Raw genomic sequence first — 19,909 nt, forward strand, 5'->3', positions numbered from 1 at the left:
CCGGCATCCTGTTCGGCACAGCAAGAGGGATTCCATGGACGGCTTTCTGATGGAGCGTGCATCGCGAGGGCAACGGGCGTTTGCCGGTTGTCTGGCGATCGCCATCCTCTCTGCCTTGATACTCGCGGCACCGCAAGCCACGGCTGTGCTGCCCGCCGTAGCACCGTTCCTGCCCATGTGCGGGCTGACGGTGTTCACGACGGCCACTATCGTGGCGTACTTGCTCTGCGGGCAGTTCCAGGTGGCACGTCTGCCGGTCTTCGGCCTGCTGGCTGGCGCCTACGCTTTTACAGCGCTCACCGTCGCCATGCAGTTGCTCACCTTTCCGGGGCTTTTCGCGCCGGGCGGGCTATTCGGCGCAAGGCCAACGACCTCCGGGTGGATCTGGGTTTTCTGGCACGCGGGCTTTCCTACGCTCGTCCTGATCGCCATGATCTCGCGACGCCTGTTTGCGCCCCAATCCATCACGCAATTGCCCTCACCGGGTAAGGGCATCGGCCTCTATATCGGCATTCCGCTTGCCGTGGGTGTCCTGCTTTGTCTGGCAGCATTGACTGCCCCTCTCCCACCCGCGCTCTCGCCTGCCACGTCCCCTGGCGATTTCTCCAGTGGTGGTGTCGGTATCGTGCTGTTGGTGCTGAACCTCGTTGCGCTGGGTGCCGTGCTGGGCATCGGAAGGCTGCGCACGGTACTCGACCTCTGGGTGGCGCTCGCCGTGCTCGCCTGTGTGACGGATACGGTACTTAGTTTGATGAGTACGGTTCGCTTCTCGCTGGGTTGGTATCTCGCACGCTTCTTCAGTATGTCGGCACCGGGCCTGCTGGTCTGCGTGCTCGTGTGGGAAGTGACGCGGCTGTATCGCGAACTCACCCGGGCGCACCTGCGCCTTATCGAATACAGCAATCGTGACGCGCTGACCGGCATCTACAACCGTCGGTATTTCAACGACCGATTTCCCAGCGATTACGAGCAGGCGCGCCGTGCGGGGCGACCGCTTTCGCTGCTGATGATCGACGTCGACCATTTCAAACGCTACAACGACGCCTACGGTCACCCGGTGGGCGACGAGTGCCTTGAGCACGTCGCGCTTGCGCTGATGCGGGCGACGCATCGGCCGGCCGATCTCGTCGCCCGCTACGGCGGCGAGGAGTTCGTGATCGTATTGCCCGATACGGATGAGCGCGGCGCGCTATTCGTGGCGACGCGGGTCACAGAGAGCGTACGCGCGTTGGCGAAGCCCGGCCCGGGGCCGCAAGGATGTGTCACCGTCAGTGTCGGATGCGCAACCCACGTACCGCAGCAGGGGAACGCCAGAGACACGGCTGACCGGTTGATTGCGCTAGCGGACGAGGCACTCTACGCAGCCAAGCGTCTTGGCCGCGATCGTGTTCAAGTTGCGCAGGGATTGCCGTCCGATAGTGAGGACGTTAGCGGCGCGGCAGCCGATGCGCCGCGCGCCAATCTGAGTGCGTGAGCTAGTGCGTGGGTAGGTGTCTGAGCCGATCGGCACAGACACCGCGAAGCGAGCAGCGTCAGACGCGCTCGTAAGTCACGAACGAATAGTCGAAATCGTTCGGGGCAGGGGAGTGATGCGTTTCACGTGTCGTCTCACGCCATTGGGCGGCGGGGAGGTCGGGGAAGTGCGCGTCGCCCTCGAATGCCTTGGCGATCTCCGTCACGACGACCTTGTCCGCACTGGCAAGCGATTCGGCATACAGCTGCGCACCGCCGATCAGGCAAATTTCCTCCACACCGACGCACAGCCGCATGGCATCCACCAGCGAGCCAGCGACTTCGCAGCCGTCGATTTTCAGGTCGGGATTGCGGGACACCACAATGTTGCGACGTCCGGGCAGTGGACGGCCGATCGAGTCGAACGTCTTGCGTCCCATGACGATGGGCTTGCCCAGCGTGGTGCGCTTGAAGTGCGCAAGGTCTTCCGGCAGACGCCACGGCAACTGATTGTCACGCCCGATCACGCCGTTCTCGGCGCGGGCGACCACAAGCGTCAGAATCGTCATACGGCCACCGGCGCCTTGATGTGCGGATGCGCTTCGTATCCGGTGATATGGAAGTCCTCGAACTTGTAATCGAAGATCGAATCGGGCTTACGCGCGATCTCCAGTTTCGGCAGCGGGAACGGCGCGCGCGCGAGCTGCGTCTGCACCTGTTCGAGGTGATTGTTGTACAGATGGCAGTCGCCACCGGTCCAGATGAAGTCGCCCACGTCCAGGCCCGTTTGCTGCGCCACCATGTGCGTCAACAATGCGTAGCTGGCGATGTTGAACGGCACCCCGAGGAAGATGTCCGCACTACGCTGATAGAGCTGGCAGGACAACTTGCCGTCGGCAACGTAGAACTGGAAGAACGCATGGCACGGGGGCAGTGCCATACGCGGAATCTCGCCGACGTTCCATGCGGACACGATCAGGCGGCGCGAGTCCGGTGTCGAGCGGATCTGGTCCACGATCTGCGTGATCTGGTCGATGTGACCGCCATCGGGTGTCGGCCACGAGCGCCATTGCGCGCCGTAGACCGGGCCGAGTTCACCCTCGGCATCCGCCCATTCGTTCCAGATGGAGACGCCGTTCTCCTGCAAATAGCGCACGTTGGTGCTGCCTTGCAGGAACCACAGCAATTCGTGCACGATCGATTTGATGTGCACTTTTTTCGTGGTGACGAGCGGGAACCCTTCCTGCAGGTCGAAGCGCATCTGATAGCCGAACACCGAGCGCGTGCCCGTGCCCGTGCGATCGGTTTTGTCTGTGCCATGTTCGAGTACATGGCGCATGAAGTCTAGGTACTGTTTCATAGGCCCATCCGTTTTGCGGGATTTTACCAGCCTCTGAGTGACGTGGTACTCGCCCGCCGTCAGATGGCGGCCTGAGCGGCGGCGAATGCCACCGGATGTTGCACCGTCAGTCGCAGTCCGACGCGGTCGCCCGCCTCGTGCCCCAGTTCGCCATCGACCCGCGCGACTACTTCGATGCCGGACGCGAGACGCAGCGTGTACAACTGATCGGCCCCGCGAAATGCACGACGTACGAGTGTGGCTTCGAACGGACTGGCGGGGTCGTGAGCAATGTCGTCTGCGCGAAGCAGGACGTCGACGCTCACGGGATAGGTATCGCGGGCGGCGCTTCGGATCAGCTTGTCCGCGAGCGTGGGCGAGACGGAGATTTCTCCAATTTCAAGCGAGATGCCGCCACCGTCCGCGTTGCCCCGGAAGGTGCCGGGAATGAGCGCGCCGCGCCCGATAAAGTCTGCAACGACCCGATTGGCCGGGGACCGCCAGAGTTCACGTGCCGGAGACCACTGTGCGATGGCACCCGCATGCATGACGCCAATGCGGTCGGCCATCGCGAAGGCTTCGTGCTGATCGTGCGTGACGAGGATCGCCGTCGCACCGCTGGCACGAATGATCTCCCGAACCTCTACCGCCAGACGCTCGCGCAGGTCGAGGTCGAGGTTCGAGAAAGGCTCGTCAAGGAGAAGCAATGCAGGCGCGGGTGCCAAGGCACGGGCAAGCGCGACGCGTTGTTGTTGCCCCCCGGACAGTTCATGCGGGTACTTCTTCAACGTGCCCGCCAGACCGACCCGCTCGGCCAGCATCTCGACGCGAGTCTGACGCTCCGCCCGCGCCATGCGGCTAATGCCAAAGCCGATGTTTTGCGCGACGTTCAGGTGCGGAAACAACGCGTAGTCCTGAAACACCACGCCGACGTGACGCCGCTCAGGCGGCTCGCTCAACTGCGCGTTGGCGACTTCGTGGCCGTCAAGCACGATCCGGCCGCCAGCCAGCGGCTCGAAACCACACACCGCACGAAGCACGGTCGTCTTCCCGCATCCCGACGGACCCAGCAGGCAGCCGATCTCACCGCGAGCCAAGGACAGCGACAGATCGCGGACTGCGATATGCGTCTGGCCGGTGGTGTCGTAACTGACGGAGATGTGGTCGAGCAGCAGATAGGGCAGTGGCATTGGCGTCGGAACGAACGTAGGTCAGGACTGGGTCGCGGAGGAAGTCAGGTGAGCGAACGGCGGCTTTGCGCAAAGTGCGGGCACTTTCCGTGAGTGGCCGCGTCAGAGTCGCAGTTGCGAATGCGTATAATTTACAACGTATTTGCAACGCTTTAGACCGGAGAATACCTCTCGGTTCCCTCAGGCAATACGTACTTTAACCGTTCCGATGTCATCGACGCCCCAGTCACGCGCCGCCACCGATTCTGTTCCTCCCGACTTGTCTTCTGGCCCATGGTCGAACCTCGGCAATCGTAGACGAGGCTGGCGCTCTGCCAGCGTCTTGGGCTGGCGGCTCGTGGCATGGATTCCCGCGCTGATCGTGCTTGTGCCCATGTTCGGCATCGTGGTGGCGCTGGGGGCGGGCGATGCCGACACGCGCGCCGTGCTTGTCCACATGCTCGATACGGTGCTGCCTGAATACGCGCTGAACTCACTACGCATCTCGCTGGCCGTGAGCGGCGGGGTGCTGGTGATGGGCGTCGGTACTGCGTGGCTGGTCGTTCACTATGCATTTCCCGGCCGTCGCGTGCTGGAGTGGGCGCTGATTCTGCCGCTCGCCATGCCCGCATATGTCACCGCCTACGCGTACACAGATTTCCTTCAATTCGCCGGACCGGTGCAAAGCGCGCTTCGTCGAGCGCTGGCCGTCGATCGCGTGACGTGGTTTCCCGAGATTCGTTCGTGGTACGGCGCGGCATGGGTCTTCGCGGGAGCGTTTTATCCGTACGTCTATCTGTTGGCGCGTACGGCATTTGCGGAACACAGCCAGCGCTTCTTTGAGGCGGCACGTACGCTGGGGTGCACACCGTTGCAAGCGTTCTTTCGCGTGGCGCTGCCGCTAGCGCGTCCCGCGCTGGTGGCGGGCATCGCGCTCGTGCTCATGGAGACGCTGGCCGACTACGGCGCAGTGGCCTACTTCGGGGTACCGACGTTCACAACCGGCATCTACCGTGCTTGGTTGTCGATGGGCGACCGCGTCGCGGCGGCGCAACTGTCGGCATGTCTGCTATTCGCTGTTCTGCTTTTGCTGATGGCAGAAGCGCGTAGCCGTACGCGATTGCGGTATTACGGGGCACCGGGGCGTGCACTGACGACGTCACGCCGAACGACACTGCGCGGGTGGCGGGGCGTACTGGCTGCCGCGGGTTGTGCTCTGCCGTTGATCGTGGGGTTTGCGTTGCCTGCGATCATCATGCTGCGCCTGGCTGTCTCGGAACTGGATCAGGTGCCTTGGCCACGCTATGGTGAGTGGGTTTACAACACGGTGCGGTTGGCGGCGGTGGCGGCGGTGGTCGCGTGCGCGTTCGCCATCGTGCTTGGCTACGCGCAGCGACTTGCGCCCGGACGTATCACGCGTATTGCCGTACGCCTCGTAGGGGTGGGCTACGCGATTCCAGGGGCGGTCATTGCGCTGGGCATTCTCACCCCTGTGCTGCATCTCGATACATGGATGGGGAACGTGCTCGGGGCAAACGGGCTGGTATTAGCCGGTACGGGCGGCGTTCTGATCTATGCGTACCTCGTACGCTTCCTGCCTGCGGCACTGCAAAGCGTCGACGCGGGATTTGCCCGTATCGCGCCCAATCTTGACGCCAGCGCACGCAGTCTCGGCGTGGGCGGTTGGTCGATGCTGCGTCGCGTGCATTTACCGCTGTTGCGAGGCAGCGTATTGACGGCAGCCCTGCTGGTGTTCGTCGACGTCATGAAGGAACTACCGGCCACGCTCGCGTTGCGGCCGTTCAACATGGATACGCTCGCCGTCGTCACCAGCCATCTCGCCGCTGACGAACGGCTCGCCGAAGCCGCTGTCCCGGCGCTGACGCTGGTGCTGGTGGGCTTGCTACCGGTGTTGGTGCTGGCCCGGGCCATTGCCCGACGCGCCTGAGGGGCGATCGGTCTGCCGGTTTCTTCACGCAAAATTCCGCATCGAAGACAGGGGCGGAACGATCATCCGCCGTGCGTTTTATCAAATCTAGAGACGTTTCACAGTTGCCGCCCCGATAGCGCCGCACTATAGTCAAATCATCCCGGCAACTAAGCCGGGATGATTGAGCGTCAACAAAAATGATTGCGATCGTCATTTGCAAATGTTGGCTGTTCATGGCCTTGGCGTTGGCACCACCGCCCGAGGTGGCACCGCTCAATACGGCTGACGGCGGCTGGAGTGCCGTGTTGCTGACCGGAGCGATGCGCTAGGCGGTTGTCCTGGGAGGGACCGACGCGAGGACATTTCACCGGACGCAAGACGTCCGATGGTGGCGTGCAACCTGTTGGTCCGGTGTCGGTTTCGTGTCATCGACGTCACGCACCCTCGCATGCCCGAAACCCTTTCCCCCAGAGGCTTTACGCACCCTATTGGACGCTTCGGCATTCGCCTTGATGGCGTCGACGGCATCAGTTGACGTAGGTAGACGTAGATTGGCGGACGTTGGTCGCCGGATAAGTGTTGTTTTCCGGTGTCGTCAGGGGCGGCCCGGAGTGGCGTTTTTGTCACCCGCGCCGCAAAATCGCTGGCAATGCAGTGCCTTCGGGAGACCGGCATGGCGCTATGGCGGATCGATCTTGTCTCGTTGCGGCTGTTTGTCGCTGTCTGTGAAGAGAGCAGCATTGCCCGGGCAGCCGAGCGTGAGTTCATTGCGCCGTCGGCCGTCAGCAAACGGATCAACGATCTCGAGTCGCTGGTCGGTTCGGCGCTCCTCCAACGCCACAAGTGGGGGGTGCGGGCGACGCCGGCGGGCGAGGCGCTGCTGCATCACGCACGCAACGTACTCCGCAGTCTTGAGAAGATGCAGGGCGATCTGTCCGAGTACACAAGTGGCGTACGTGGCCACATTCGCATCTTTGCCAACGTTTCCTCGATTGTCGAAACATTACCCGACGAACTGGGCGCCTTTCTGCGTCGCCACGAAGGGGTGAAGGTCGACCTTGAGGAACACACGAGCGCGCAAGTGGTACGCGGTGTGGCGGACGGGGCGACCGACATCGGTATCTGCTGGGACGCGGTCGACACCCGCGACGTCGAAGTCTTCCCCTATCGCCACGATCAGATCGTCACGGTCCTTCATCGGGATCATCCGCTCGCCTGCGCCGAGCAGCTCGCGTTCATCGAAACGCTCGACTTCGATCAGATCGGCGTGCATCCGGACAGCGCGATGTACACCGTCTTCCGGCGCCTTGCCGCCGAACAGGGCAAGACGGTCAAATTCCGAATCCACGTCTCAACGTTCGAAGCGGTGTGCCGCATGGTGAGGGCGCAGCTTGGCCTCGCGATCGCGCCGCGCGAGGCGGTAGGCATCTATTCTCAGGTGCCGGACGGGGAGGCGCTGCGCATCGTACCGCTGACAGATCCCTGGGCCGAGCGGCGACTGGTCGTGTGCGTCCGTCGGTACGATGCGTTACCCGTTGCGTCGCGCATGCTGGTCGATCACTTGTGCGCACGTAACGTAACGGGAACACCGGGGGGAACGGAGATAGCGGACGATTGCGGACGCGCCCAGGGGGCGGAAAACGCCTGAGCTTCCTCGCGACGACGACGCGCTCGTTGGTGGGTGCAAACCCTCATCAGACCGTGTCAAAGGGGACGTTGACGCGGCAAACATCGTGAACCGCGATGTCTGGCATGCCGAAACACCTCTTGCCGTCGCCGCTAGGCCGACGGATGCTCTGGGGGCCGATAGCGATTCCGGCCGACGAGCCGGGGCGCGCCGTATCTCGCATTGTGCGGGAGGAGACACGCGATGACACATGCCGAAGCGCGCCGTGTGCGCGAAGCCGTGGGACGTCTGATTCTCGTTCTCACGCTGATGGCGCTGGGCCTCATAGCACTCAGCCTGAGCGGGGGAGCCTCCGCTGCACCGGCTCAACCTCTCGAAAAACCGAAGATCACCATCGCCGTGGGCGGAAAGCCCGGCCTCTACTATCTGCCCCTGACGATTGCCGAACAACTCGGTTACTTCAGGGACGAAGGCCTGGACGTCACGATCGACGACTTCGCCGGGGGCTCCAAAGCGCTGCAAGCGGTCGTTGGCGGAAGCGCGGATGTCGGCACTGGGGCGTTCGAACACACGCTGCTCATGCAGACCAAAGGGTTGACTTACCAATCGTTCGTTGTGCTGGGCGCTGCGCCGCAACTGGTGCTTGGCGTCGTCAAGAGCAAGGCGAGCGAAGTGAAGTCTGTAAAGGATCTGAAAGGGATGCGTGTCGGTGTCAGCGCGCCGGGATCGAGTACGCATATGTTGGTGAGCGTGGCCCTGACCAAAGCGGGCCTCAAACCCACCGACGTCTCCATCGTCGGGGTGGGTAGCAACGCAACGGTGATCGCGGCGACCCGCAACGGACAGATCGATGCCGTTTCCAACGTAGACCCGATGATGACGTTGTTGCAGGAGTCGGGTGACGTGAAAGTACTCATCGACACGCGTACGCAGGCTGGTACCCGCGCAATGTTCGGCGGTCCGATGCCTGCGGCAGTGATGTACGCACCGCAGAGCTTCATCCAGAAGAACCCGCGTACGGTGCAGGCACTGGCCAACGCGATCGTGCGTGCGGACAAATGGCTGCAACACGCAACGGCAGCGCAATTGCTCAAAACGGTGCCGGAGCCCTATCTCCTTGGTGACAAGACGCTCTATCTGAAGGCGTTCGCGAACTGTCGCGAAGCCTTTTCCCCGGACGGCATGATGCCCGCCGATGGCCCTGCGACTGCATTGAAAGCGCTGGCGTCGTTCACGCCGGAGGTCAAGCCGTCGCAGATCCGGTTGGGCGACACCTGGACCAACGCGTTCGCCACGCAGGCGAATCGCCAATATCCCTGAGCGCTATCCGACGAACGTGCGTTTGGACGAAATGACTTCACTTTTTCCACGCTGCCGCATGCTGCGTCGGCACGTAACTTGCGATCGAAATGGGTGAACCCATGCGGGAACATTCGAGGAGCGATCTCATGCAAGCCACCGTGCGACTGAACGGCCGTGTGTTGTGGTTGAGCGCAAGCGCCGAAGCCATGACCCGTCAATTGACGGGGGAAACGCTGACGCGCGCCGAAGCCGGAACACTGCGCGACCAGATTTCCACCGACGAAATGACACCGGCGCGCGCTTGTCTGGCGTTCGACGAATCGCTTGGCGACTACGTCTACGTAGGGTTGCGATGCCATGACGATTCGAGCGATGCAGCAGGCGTGTTTCCTGTCACGCAGAAGGCGGTGCGCGAAGGCGGTTTCGCGTTGTCCGTGGCAGGGCTGCGACGTGGTAAGGGGTCGTCGCGTGAAGCCAGCCCGTTCGCGGAACGGTGCGCCGGTATCCGCATCGTGATCGCCGAGAGCTTCGAGCGCATCTACGCGCAGAACTGTCAGAACCTCGGTCTGCTGATGTCGACCGATCTGACGTTGGCTGAGCGTTTGCAGGACGGCGAGGCGATCCCCATCGAAGCGTTTCTCGAAGATTGCGATCCACTGGCCGAAGCCATCGTGCGTAGCGGTGGGCTATTCGGTTATACGCAGAGAAGGTTGTCCGGAGATCTCGTACCGCCGCAGCCTGCGCATGCCCCCGGCGCGATGACTTACGGAGAAAAGATTATCGCGCGAGCGCTGGGCGTTGCGCGCGTACGGGCGGGAGACGCAGTGTTCGTCCCCGCAGACTGGCGCTTCTCTCATGAATACGTGACGCCGATGGCGGTGAGTTTCCTGCGCCACGCCTATGGCGACGAGATACCTGCGCTACGCGACGTCGCTTCGGTGCTGTGCTTTGAAGATCATCTGACGCATCTCGATGCCGTCTCCGCCGATGGCAGTCGGCCCCCGCAAATCTTGGACGCCGCACGACGTCTTGGCACGGTACAGCGCGAGTTTTGCGCCCAGCACGGACTGCGCCTGCACGGCCGCGCCGCAGCGGGAGGTTCGGAGGGCATCTGCCACGCGTTGATGCTTGAGCGCTATGCGTTGCCGGGACAGGTGATTGTCGGTACCGATTCGCACACACCGCATTGTGGTGCCATCGGTGCGTTCGCCTTCGGTGTCGGTGCGACCGAAATGGCGAATGCATGGCTCACCGGGGACGCACGACTTGCTGTGCCTGGCACGTGCCTTGTGCATCTGCGCTCGCGCTTGCCTGCGGGCGTCGGCGCGAAAGATCTTGCGTTGCACCTTCTTCACCTTCCCTACATTCGCGACGGACGTGCCATCGGGCAGATCATCGAGTTCGCTGGTGAAGCCGTTGCGCACCTGTCGACCGACGAGCGTGCGACGCTCACCAACATGGTCGCCGAAATCGGCGGACTCACCGGACTGGTGGTGCCGGACGCAGAGACTGTCCGTTACCTGCGTGAGCGGCGCGGCATCGACTTCACGCTCGACGCGTGGATGGACAGTGATCCGCAAGCATCGTACGCCCATGTCATTGAGATCGATTGCGCGTCGCTGGGCGCGATGGTGGCGAGTCCCGGAGATCCGGGCAACGGCATCGCGCTGGCGGATTTGTCTGCAGAGGTCGCTATCGATATTGCTTACGGCGGGTCGTGCACCGGCAGCAAGCGCGACGATCTGCGGGCCTGTCATGACGTCCTTGCGTGGGGATTGACGCAAGGGCATCGCGTCGCGGACGGCGTGCGCTTCTACCTGCAATACGGCAGCGAAGACGTGCGCGCATGGTGCGAGGCGCAGGGGTATGCGGACGTTTTCAAGGCGGCAGGTGTGACGATGCTCTCGCCTGGTTGCGGTGCATGTGTCAACGCGGGGCCGGGCGTTTCCAAAACGTCGGACGAGGTGGTCATCAGCGCCCAGAATCGCAATTTCCCCGGTCGTTCCGGACCCGGCCAGATGTGGCTCGGCAGCCCGGCTACCGTGGCCGCGAGCGCTTTGGCGGGATATATCGTGGGTTTCGATCAATTACAACGCGATGGATTTACGTCTCATCCGGTCTCTCACCCCGGCACGCTTGCTGCGCCGGGCCGGGGGGGCGGAGGGGCGTCGCACGCGGGCAGGGGAGGGTAGCAGATGCCGGATGTCACCTCTGCGGCACCGACGCCGTTACAAGGTATTCGTGTCGTGGAATTCTCACACATGGTCATGGGGCCGGCGTGCGGCATGGTGCTGGGCGACCTCGGGGCCGATGTCATCAAAGTGGAGCCCATCGGTGGCGACGCCACGCGTCATCTGCTGGGAACCGGTGCGGGCTTTTTCCGTGCCTTCAATCGCAACAAGCGGAGCCTGGTCGTGGACGTCACGCGGCCCGAAGGGCGAGAGTTGATACTGCGGCTCATCAGTACTTCGGACGTGGTGACGGAGAATTTCAAGCCCGGGCGGATGCGGCAAATCGGACTCGACTACGCCACGCTGTCACGGTTGAATCCGGCGCTGGTCTACGTTTCGCTGAAGGGTTTTCTGCCAGGGCCTTACGCTACGCGCACTGCGTTGGACGAGGTCGTGCAGATGATGGCGGGACTTGCGTACATGACGGGCCCCCCGGGCCAACCGTTGCGTGCGGGGACATCGGTCAACGACATCATGGGCGGTGTGTTCGGTGCGCTGGCTGCGTTGGCCGCACTCTACGAGCGAAAGTCCACGGGACGCGGGCAGGAAGTGCAAGGCGCGCTCTTCGAGAATTGCGTACTGCTCGCGGCACAGCACATGCAACAGTACGCAGTGACGGGGGTGGCGCCCGACCCGATGCCCGCGCGTGTATCCGCGTGGGGTATTTACGACGTCTTTGCTGCGCGCGACGGTGTGCAGATTTTCCTCGCCGTCGTCAGCGATACGCAGTGGCGCATTTTCTGCGACGTATTTGGCCGTCACGATCTGGCGGACGACCCGCGACTGTCCACGAACAATGACCGCGTGAGGGCACGTGACTGGTTGCTCCCGTTGTTGCGCGAAATGATGCAGGGTTTCGACGCCAGCTATCTTGCGGCGGCGTTCGAGCGTCATGGTTTGCCTTTTGCGCCGATCGTGCAGCCTGCCGCGTTGTTCGACGACCCGCATTTGCTCGCCAGCGGTGGCTTGGGCGACCTGATGACGGAAACGGGTGAACAAACGCAAGTGCCGTTGCTGCCGATTACGATGGCAGGGCAACGGTTGCCCGCGCGGCGTGCGTTGCCGGTGGCGGGTGAGCACACAAGCGAAATTCTGAGAGATCTGGGGTATCCCGATAACCAGATCGAGCGCCTGTTGAACGAGGGGGTGGTGGCGGGACCGGAGGACGGATCGACGCCGGACGATGCATCCGGCGCGGGCGATACCGCCGGTCCCGTTTTTTGGAAGGGCAGCGCAAATCAACGCGGGACGCGCTGAAATAAGAGTTTTCCGAAGGAAGTCGGCGTGTTGTCTGCTTGCGGGTACCGGGTGGGGCGCGGTACGGTATGAACGTCTACCGCCAACACGCCACCCGGACTGTCATGACTGAACCGCTCGACGCTGCCCACTCACGCGAAACGTCTGCATTGTCTGCTTCGTCTTCCTTGTCTCCATTGTCGTCGCCGTCCCAACAGCCCGATAGGCCGTTATCGGGCGTGACGGTGCTCGATCTCACACGTCTGCTGCCCGGTCCGCTCGCCGGGTTGCGTCTTGCGGAAATGGGGGCACACGTCATCAAGATCGAAGACAAGGGCGCAGGCGACTACGCCCGGGAAATGATGCTGGGCGATGGCGAAGCGCCCCCCAGCGCTTTCTGGCGACTGCTCAATCGCGGTAAGACTGTCGAGCGCCTCGACCTCAAAAGCGACGCGGATCGGAAGACGTTCCTCGACCACGTTACGCATGCCGATGTACTGCTTGAGGGGTTTCGCCCGGGCGTGATGGCGCGTCTGGGTTTCGGGTACGAGGCGCTGGCACGTGTGCGGCCGTCGCTGGTGATGGCGTCGATTTCCGGTTACGGCCAGCAAGGGTTGATGGCGCAAGCAGCCGGACACGACATCAACTACATCGGGTACGCGGGCGTACTCGATCAGCTTTGCGATGCGGGGGACGCCCCCATCGTCCCCAACTTTCAGATCGGCGATCTGTACGGCGGCGCTCAGGCTGCGGTTCAGGAGGTGCTGGCCGCGCTGGTCGCCGCGCAGCGCACCGGGTGCGGGCGCTGGCTGGACATTTCGATGACGCACGAGGTGTTTCGCTCGAATGTCGTACCTGCGGTGGCGATGCATCGTCAGGGGCATGTGTCGCGCGCCGGAAAGGATCTCCTTAACGGCGGCGTGCCCTGCTATCAGGTCTATCGCACGAAGGACGGCCGGTACATGGCGGTCGGTGCGCTTGAACTGAAGTTCTGGGAATCGTTGTGCGATGTGCTTGGCCGCAGCGAATGGAAGACTCGGCACTGGTCGCTTGGACAGGAGGTCGGGGGAGACGACGCGCTCGCATTGCGTGCTGAACTGATGGCGGTGTTTGCGGGCGCGACGCAAGCCGACTGGGTCGCGCGTTTCGCCGATGCCGATTGCTGCGTGACGCCGGTGCTCCGATTGGAGGAGGCGATGATGCATCCGCTGTTTGCGCAATTGCGCGAGGCGCTGCTGCCATGACATCGATGGTCGCCAGGCGGATGACTCGACGACTGCGGGCACGTTACCGAATGTCACAATTTTTCGACGTCGGGAGACGCGAAGTCCGGAGGCCCATCGCGTAGAGTCGTTGCTGATCGATAACGACATGCTCATGACCCGACGGTTCGACTTGCCCCAATCACCGACTCAGATTCACCCACTCGTGCGACGACGGCTCGCGACGGTTGCCGTTCTCTGCGCCGTGCCGACGCTCGCGATCCTGACCGGATGCGTGTCGTATCAGGACGCCCCCGTGGATCATGGAAAGGTCCGCTCCACGTCGATGACGACGGCGGATCTCGCGCAAACGGATATCAATCGCATGGCGACGCTGGGCATGCGGGCGAATCTGGAGAGCTTGTATCTTCTGGCCGACAAGCTCTATAAGCGCAATCCCCGCGAATGGCGAAAGGGTGGCGCGGCGACGCAAGCCGAAGCCATGGCGCAGTTGCGTGCGGCGATTGAGGGGCGTCGCACTTTGGCGGATCTGAAAGACTTGCGCGATGTCCGCGCCCTGTCGTTGTCGCTGGATCCGACATTCACCGGCGACCGTGTTGCAGCCTTCGTCTTCAGTCTCTCGGACACGATCATCGCGGCGCATGGCGGCACGACGGTGTTCTATCTGAGCGACGGTCTCGATGGGCAGCGTATCTACAACGCGGCGCGCAACGTGGAGATCGCGGCGTGGCTGCTGGGGAGTCGCCGGGACATGGCAGGCAAGCCGTTGCTGTTGGCCAACGAAATGGCCGACGTGCGCAACGTGAGCTTCGAACGGGAGTTCGGCAAAATCATCGGGCGACTGGATCTGTTGGCGGAGATGCTGGACGAGAAATATCGACGGGCAGGGATCGGCTATGTGCAGAACTTGCTGGGGGCACAGTTCCTTCAGTTTTTGCCAGTGCGTTGATGTGGTGTGCGGTGGTGTTACGGATAGAACGCGAAAAATGCGCGAATGCTGTATATTTGCACAGTGTTTTCACCTGCCACCATGACCTCCTCTCAGCGCAAGATCATCCACTGCGACGCCGATTGTTTCTACGCCTCCGTCGAGATGCGGGACGATCCGTCGTTGCGCGGGATACCACTGGCCGTCGGCGGCCAGCCGGATCAGCGCGGTGTAGTGGCGACATGTAATTACGAAGCGCGTGCCTTTGGGGTGCGTTCGGCCATGCCGTCCGCGCAGGCCGTGAAATTGTGTCCCGACTTGCGCATCATTCCGCCGTCGATGCATCGGTATCAGGAAGCGTCGAAGCGGATCATGGCGATCTATCGCGATTACACCGATCTGGTCGAGCCGTTGTCGCTCGACGAGGCCTACCTCGACGTTACCGACAGTGAACACTGCGGTGGTTCGGCCACGTTGATTGCGCGTGAGATCCGTGCGCGTATCGCGGATGAAGTCGGGTTGACCGTGTCGGCTGGCGTCGCGCCCAACAAGTTCATCGCCAAAATCGCCAGCGACTGGCGCAAACCTGACGGCATGTTCGTCGTGAGGCCTGCCGAGGTCGATGCCTTTGTCGCCGTACTGCCGGTCGAGCGTTTGTTTGGCGTGGGCAAGGTGACGGCGGAAAAGTTGCGGGCGCTGGGCGTCGATTCCTGCGGTGACCTACGCAGCCATTCGATGGCCGATCTGACCGAGCGTTTCGGCGTGTTCGGGCAGCGGCTGTTCGAGCGCTGTCGTGGCATCGACACCCGCGAGGTCAGCCCGGATCGCGAGCGAAAATCGATCAGCGTCGAGACGACCTACACGCGCGACCTGCGCACGCTGGCGGAGTGCGAAACGGCGCTGGAGCCTCTGCTTCATCAGTTGTCCGAGCGAATCGGGCGCGCGCGCCGTAGCGAGCCGTTGGCGATCGCGAAGGTCTTCGTGAAGATACGATTTGCCGATTTCTCACGGACGACGGCCGAGGCAGGCGCATTGGGCGTCGATCCGGCGCAATGCCGTGAGCTGCTAGCGGAAGCCGTGGGACGCAAGCGGCGTGCGGTGCGATTGATGGGCGTTGGGGTGCGGTTGCTCGAAGCGCAGGCGACACGTCAGTTGCGCCTGTTCGACGACTGGGATGACGGGGCCTCCCTCACATCGCCCGCATCAGGCGATAATGCGTCATCGGAAACTTAGATCGCATAGACGAGCGAGGTGAGGGATGGCGGAGATCATCGAAGTCACATTACGGCTCACGGCGGCATTGATTCTCGGCGGACTGGTCGGGCTCAATCGCAATTTGCACCACAAGTCGGTCGGTTTGCGAACGCTCGCCATTGTGTCGTTCGGATCCGCGTTGTTCGTGCTTGCCGTCGTGCCGTTTCCGGGAACAACTCTGACTTACGACGGCTCGTCCGTGGGCCGGGTTGTGCAGGGCATTGTGGCGGGGATCGGGTTCCTTGGGGCTGGGTGCATCATCCGACCGAGTCGCGGTTCCTCGGTGCATGGCTTCACCACGGCGGCAGCGCTGTGGAGCACCACAGGCATCGGCATCATCTGTGGGCTGGGCCGCTGGCATATCGCCCTTGTCGCGATGGTCTTGCTACTTATCGTGCTGGCAATCGGCGGGCGTATCGAATCGCTCGCGCACCGCTGGCTGGGGCACGACGAACCGGCGAAGGACTCGAAGGACGAGGACGCGTCGGCGCAGCATGGGCACGACGGCAAGTGACATCCACGTGGTTGATACAGAAGACACACATCGTTGCCTCCTCGCCCTCGACGTCATAGGGCAAATTCCTGCGGATACCGAAGAAAAATGCCCGCCGAAGCGGGCAAATGACGTTGTCGCAGTACCCCCAAAAGGACGTAAGAGGGCGATTTCATTTTGGTCACCGGAACATCTTTCGCCAATCGGGGCTTGCCCGATTAGGGAAAGCACGTTCGGGTGACTACGTAATCGACGCCCACTCTAGCGACCAACTTTCTTCCAGGCGTTTGAAGCGTGACGCCACGCGCGTTGCGTCATTGAAGCGCACGCAACTCCGTCGCCCTGGCACGGGCCACCCGCAATCCGTCAGCCTGTAGGGAGAGCGTCGCAGCGTCGGCTTGCTGTGCGGCATCTGCAGGGGAGGTGTACGTCACGATGGCCGCCTGACGTTCGCGATGGAAGCGTTGGGTAATCGGGGCGCATTCAGTGGCGGCTTCGTCGGCCAGTCGAATCGGGTCGGGTACCAGATTCACGTAGCGCGCGACGTGGCCATACAGACAGGTGCGGTACTGATCCGCAGCCGCGTCTGCAGCGGCCAGATGACGCTCGCGCAACGTGGCTGGATCGACAGCCGCGGGGCGTTGTGCCGACGAGGTGTTCGCGTTCGCACGAGGGCCCGAGGGGGCGGCACAAGCAGCGAGCATCGCAACGATGGCAAGGGAACACAGCACCGGGGCTGCGCGGCGGGGAAAAGCCAAAATCGGAAACTTCCGAGTCATGAGGTAATCGAGGCCGATGGCGTAAAGTCCACGATCTCGCTATGGTACGGGATTTGACGGATCCGGCGCGTCCCTGCGGCGCCAATCAGACATGAGCGAATTTCAAAAAGGGTTGGTATGGCTGCGGCGCGATCTGCGCTGTACCGACAACGCGACGCTGGCACAGGCGTTTGCGACCTGCGGTGAAGTGTCCGTCGTGTTCGTCTTCGATACGACAGTTCTTGGCGGATTACCGCGAGACGACCGACGCGTCGCGTTCATCCACGATAGCGTGAGCGAATTGGCGCAAACGTTGGCGGACATGGGGGGCGGGCTGATCGTCCGGCACGGCGACCCGACCGAGGAGATTCCCGCACTGGCGAAGTCGCTCGGCGTGCAGGCTGTCTTTACCGGGCGGGATTACGAGCCGGACGCGGTCAAACGGGACCGTTCGGTCGCACGCTCGCTGGAGGCCCTGGACGTTGCCTTCGAGACGGTCAAGGATCAGGTGATTTTCGACATGAGCGAGATTCTGACGGCGCAGGGTGAGCCGTACAGTGTCTTCACACCGTACTCGCGCGCCTGGCTGAAGCAGGTGCGTCTGGTCGACCTCGCGCCCCACGGACGGAAGGCGGATTGGCACCGGCTTGCAAAGCCGTCGCATGGCGCTGGAGAGGTGCCGTCGATGGCATCGCTGGGCTTCGACGTGCCGGACACACGCCGCATGGCCATTGCTGCGGGCGAGTCCGGCGCAAAGCAGTTGCTGGACGATTTCCTGCCGCGCATGGCGCACTATCACGAACGGCGCGATTACCCTGCGGTGCGCGGTCCGAGCTATTTGTCCGTGCATCTGCGCTTCGGCACGGTGTCGATCCGGACTTTAGCCCGGGAGGCGCACGCTGCGATGCTCAAGGGCGGGGACGCGGGCAACGGCGCGAAAACATGGCTGAGCGAGCTGATCTGGCGCGAGTTCTATTTCATGATCCTGCATCATCACCCGGCGGTCGTCGGTAACGCGTTCAAACCGGCATACGACGCCATTGAGTGGGCCACGGGTGATGCGGCGGATGCCGATTTCAAGGCGTGGTGCGAGGGCCGTACGGGCTATCCGCTGGTCGACGCGGCCATGCGCCAGATCAACCAGACCGGCTATATGCACAACAGGCTGCGCATGGTGACGGCCAGCTTTCTGGTCAAGGATCTCGGCATCGACTGGCGCCGCGGCGAGGCGTATTTCGCGCGTCAACTGAACGATTTCGATTTGTCCGCGAACAACGGCGGATGGCAATGGGCCGCTTCCACCGGGTGCGACGCCCAACCGTACTTCCGCATCTTCAATCCGATTACCCAGTCCGAAAAGTTTGACCCGGAGGGGCGCTTTATCCGGAAGTACGTGCCTGAGCTGGCGAACCTGTCCGACAAGGCTATCCACGCGCCCTGGCGCGCCGACGCACAGACGCTGGCCGACGCCAACGTGACGCTCGGACGCGATTACCCGCAACCGGTGGTGGCCCACGACGTGGCGCGCAAGGAGACGCTGGCGAGGTACGCGGTCGTCAAGACGCCAGCGGTCTCATCCCGGCCTGCAGGCAGCGACGAAGAGGACTAGGTCCCCGGTTTACCCCGATACGTGTATACCCCGGTCAACTTTTTCCGTTATCGGCCGTTTATACGGTTATGGCACGCAAGAGGCCTGGGCTTCGGTATCGGTTCGCAACGTCGGGGGGCGTTAGTGGGCGTCAGGGAGGAAGCAGTAAAACAATAGCGATGTGCTCAAAATGCTCTGAAATGAGCAAGGGCAGGCCAAAACCACACGGGGAAGCTTGGAGAAAATCCTTCGCCGCACAGACGGCAGCTTCGAACCACGGGGTTCGCGTTGAGCGAGTGCCCGGAACGGCAGCGTTCCGGGTATTTTTTTATGCGTCGCCTGCGCGTCGCCCCTGCCGATCCTTGGTCGTCACACCCAGTACGATCCACACGGCCAGATTGAACGGCAACGTGAAGTACGGCCATCCGCGCGGCGTTAGCCAACCACCCAGAATCACGCAAATCACAGCCGCGAGCGCGGCACCGGTGAGTCGCATTGTGGGGCGGCGTCCGAAAACGCCAAGACCCAGCGCGGCAAGGAAAGCATTGATTCCGACACCGCCTGCCTGAGCCGCCATTGACGGCCAACGTGAAGCCAGCACGACCAAAATCGCCCAGACCGCCGCCCCGGCAGCTAGCGCCCAAACGGTGGCGCGAGCGTTCCAGAGCGCCAGCAAGTACCACGTCAGCAAGCCCAGCACCAGCGGTGCCACGAAGACGACTTGTCCCACGGAGCAGAACACGAAGCCTGGCGAACCCACGTCGCAAGCGAGCGAACCCACACGCGACGAGAGTTCGAGCCACGGCAACATGGCCCACGAAAGGGCCATGACGGCGACGAACGGCCCCGTTAGCGCGGGAAGTCCGCGTCGGACGAGGGCCGCCGTTGCCACGACCGTCAGGGCGACGCAAACGGCCAGCCACGCGGCAAATATTGCGTCCGGATGCCACAGGGCACCGAAGGCAATCCCTGTCAGCGCCCCGTTGTAGCCGAACAAGCCCGTGTGACGTTGCGCCTGCGGCAAGCGCATCACGATGGCGACTCCGGATGCCGTGACGCTGGCAGCCAGTCCGGTCACGGCAGCGGCCAGATCCGAGAGGGCTAGCACGGCCAGCAGCAAAGCACCGATACCGGCCGACGGAATGAAATAGATTTGGGCGAAGTTGGCCATCGTTCCACGCAGTTCGTCGATCAACCCATGCGGTTGATCGGTAGGCGATGGCGTGGTCATCGACGCAGGCGATGCCGGAACTGACGACGGATGAGGCAGGGACATGAGGGTGACGATGGATCGGGCGAGTCGGATGACCGGCTCACAAGCGACCACTGTCCGTCGCGTCATAGCGCACGTAGCGTGGCGCAGAGCCTAGGGCGCGAGG

General features: G+C 62.8%; 16 protein-coding genes. 11 read left to right on the forward strand and 5 right to left on the reverse strand.

Translation table 11 applies throughout. The features are described from left to right. The first annotated feature begins 34 nt into the window (after window positions 1-34). A complete protein-coding gene (locus ACIQWO_RS01180) occupies window positions 35-1,474 on the forward strand; it encodes a GGDEF domain-containing protein (RefSeq protein ID WP_402818139.1) in 1,440 nt (479 codons plus the stop codon). 58 nt (window positions 1,475-1,532) lie between these two features. On the opposite strand, the gene ACIQWO_RS01185 is transcribed toward ACIQWO_RS01180, so the two are convergent. The 3 genes from ACIQWO_RS01185 to ACIQWO_RS01195 are packed head-to-tail and all read right to left on the reverse strand — an operon-like array spanning window position 1,533 to window position 3,981. Beyond that, window positions 1,533-2,021, reverse strand: a complete 489-nt coding sequence (locus tag ACIQWO_RS01185; protein ID WP_402818142.1) for a dihydrofolate reductase — start codon at window positions 2,019-2,021, stop codon at window positions 1,533-1,535. Then, window positions 2,018-2,812, reverse strand: a complete 795-nt coding sequence (locus ACIQWO_RS01190; protein ID WP_150664752.1) for a thymidylate synthase — start codon at window positions 2,810-2,812, stop codon at window positions 2,018-2,020. Before ACIQWO_RS01190 ends, ACIQWO_RS01185 begins: the two co-directional genes overlap by 4 nt. Before the next feature lie 59 nt (window positions 2,813-2,871). Further along, window positions 2,872-3,981 (reverse strand): ABC transporter ATP-binding protein, encoded by a 1,110-nt coding sequence (locus ACIQWO_RS01195; protein ID WP_402818147.1) that lies wholly within the window; start codon window positions 3,979-3,981, stop codon window positions 2,872-2,874. Window positions 3,982-4,318: 337 nt separating this feature from the next. Here ACIQWO_RS01195 and ACIQWO_RS01200 point away from each other — a divergent pair, with 337 nt between their 5' ends. From ACIQWO_RS01200 to ACIQWO_RS01240, 9 genes are all read left to right on the forward strand, one after another. Then, window positions 4,319-5,908, forward strand: a complete 1,590-nt coding sequence (locus ACIQWO_RS01200; protein ID WP_402818150.1) for an ABC transporter permease — start codon at window positions 4,319-4,321, stop codon at window positions 5,906-5,908. A gap of 655 nt (window positions 5,909-6,563) precedes the next feature. Next, window positions 6,564-7,538: a LysR substrate-binding domain-containing protein gene (locus tag ACIQWO_RS01205; RefSeq protein WP_402818153.1), complete on the forward strand. Its 975-nt coding sequence runs from the start codon at window positions 6,564-6,566 to the stop codon at window positions 7,536-7,538. A gap of 222 nt (window positions 7,539-7,760) precedes the next feature. Beyond that, on the forward strand, window positions 7,761-8,837 hold the full coding sequence (locus ACIQWO_RS01210; protein WP_402818156.1) for an ABC transporter substrate-binding protein: 1,077 nt from the start codon (window positions 7,761-7,763) through the stop codon (window positions 8,835-8,837). A gap of 128 nt (window positions 8,838-8,965) precedes the next feature. Then, window positions 8,966-11,011 carry an aconitase family protein gene (locus tag ACIQWO_RS01215; protein ID WP_402818159.1) on the forward strand — a complete coding sequence of 682 codons (2,046 nt, stop codon included), beginning with the start codon at window positions 8,966-8,968 and terminating at the stop codon, window positions 11,009-11,011. Window positions 11,012-11,014: 3 nt separating this feature from the next. Next, the gene (locus ACIQWO_RS01220) at window positions 11,015-12,307 is read left to right on the forward strand and encodes a CaiB/BaiF CoA transferase family protein (RefSeq protein WP_402818162.1); all 1,293 of its coding nucleotides are present in this window, start codon (window positions 11,015-11,017) and stop codon (window positions 12,305-12,307) included. 218 nt (window positions 12,308-12,525) lie between these two features. Further along, window positions 12,526-13,530 carry a CaiB/BaiF CoA transferase family protein gene (locus tag ACIQWO_RS01225; RefSeq protein WP_402818165.1) on the forward strand — a complete coding sequence of 335 codons (1,005 nt, stop codon included), beginning with the start codon at window positions 12,526-12,528 and terminating at the stop codon, window positions 13,528-13,530. A gap of 133 nt (window positions 13,531-13,663) precedes the next feature. Beyond that, window positions 13,664-14,458: a hypothetical protein gene (locus ACIQWO_RS01230; protein ID WP_402818168.1), complete on the forward strand. Its 795-nt coding sequence runs from the start codon at window positions 13,664-13,666 to the stop codon at window positions 14,456-14,458. Window positions 14,459-14,539: 81 nt separating this feature from the next. After that, entirely contained in the window at window positions 14,540-15,670 is a 1,131-nt protein-coding gene (dinB, locus tag ACIQWO_RS01235; RefSeq protein WP_402818171.1) for a DNA polymerase IV, read from the forward strand. Window positions 15,671-15,695: 25 nt separating this feature from the next. Then, a complete protein-coding gene (locus ACIQWO_RS01240; RefSeq protein ID WP_402818174.1) occupies window positions 15,696-16,205 on the forward strand; it encodes an MgtC/SapB family protein in 510 nt (169 codons plus the stop codon). A gap of 293 nt (window positions 16,206-16,498) precedes the next feature. Here ACIQWO_RS01240 and ACIQWO_RS01245 read toward each other — a convergent pair whose 3' ends face one another. Then, complete coding sequence (locus ACIQWO_RS01245) at window positions 16,499-16,963, reverse strand: hypothetical protein (protein WP_402818177.1); 465 nt, start codon at window positions 16,961-16,963, stop codon at window positions 16,499-16,501. A 91-nt stretch (window positions 16,964-17,054) separates the two neighbouring features. Between ACIQWO_RS01245 and ACIQWO_RS01250 the strand changes: the two genes are divergently transcribed. Beyond that, window positions 17,055-18,551 (forward strand): cryptochrome/photolyase family protein, encoded by a 1,497-nt coding sequence (locus ACIQWO_RS01250; protein ID WP_402818180.1) that lies wholly within the window; start codon window positions 17,055-17,057, stop codon window positions 18,549-18,551. Window positions 18,552-18,858: 307 nt separating this feature from the next. Here the strand turns inward: ACIQWO_RS01250 and ACIQWO_RS01255 are convergent, their stop codons facing one another. Further along, a complete protein-coding gene (locus ACIQWO_RS01255) occupies window positions 18,859-19,806 on the reverse strand; it encodes an urea transporter (protein ID WP_402818183.1) in 948 nt (315 codons plus the stop codon). Window positions 19,807-19,909 lie beyond the last annotated feature (103 nt).

This window comes from Pandoraea sp. NPDC090278, assembly GCF_044772185.1.
GTDB lineage: Bacteria > Pseudomonadota > Gammaproteobacteria > Burkholderiales > Burkholderiaceae > Pandoraea.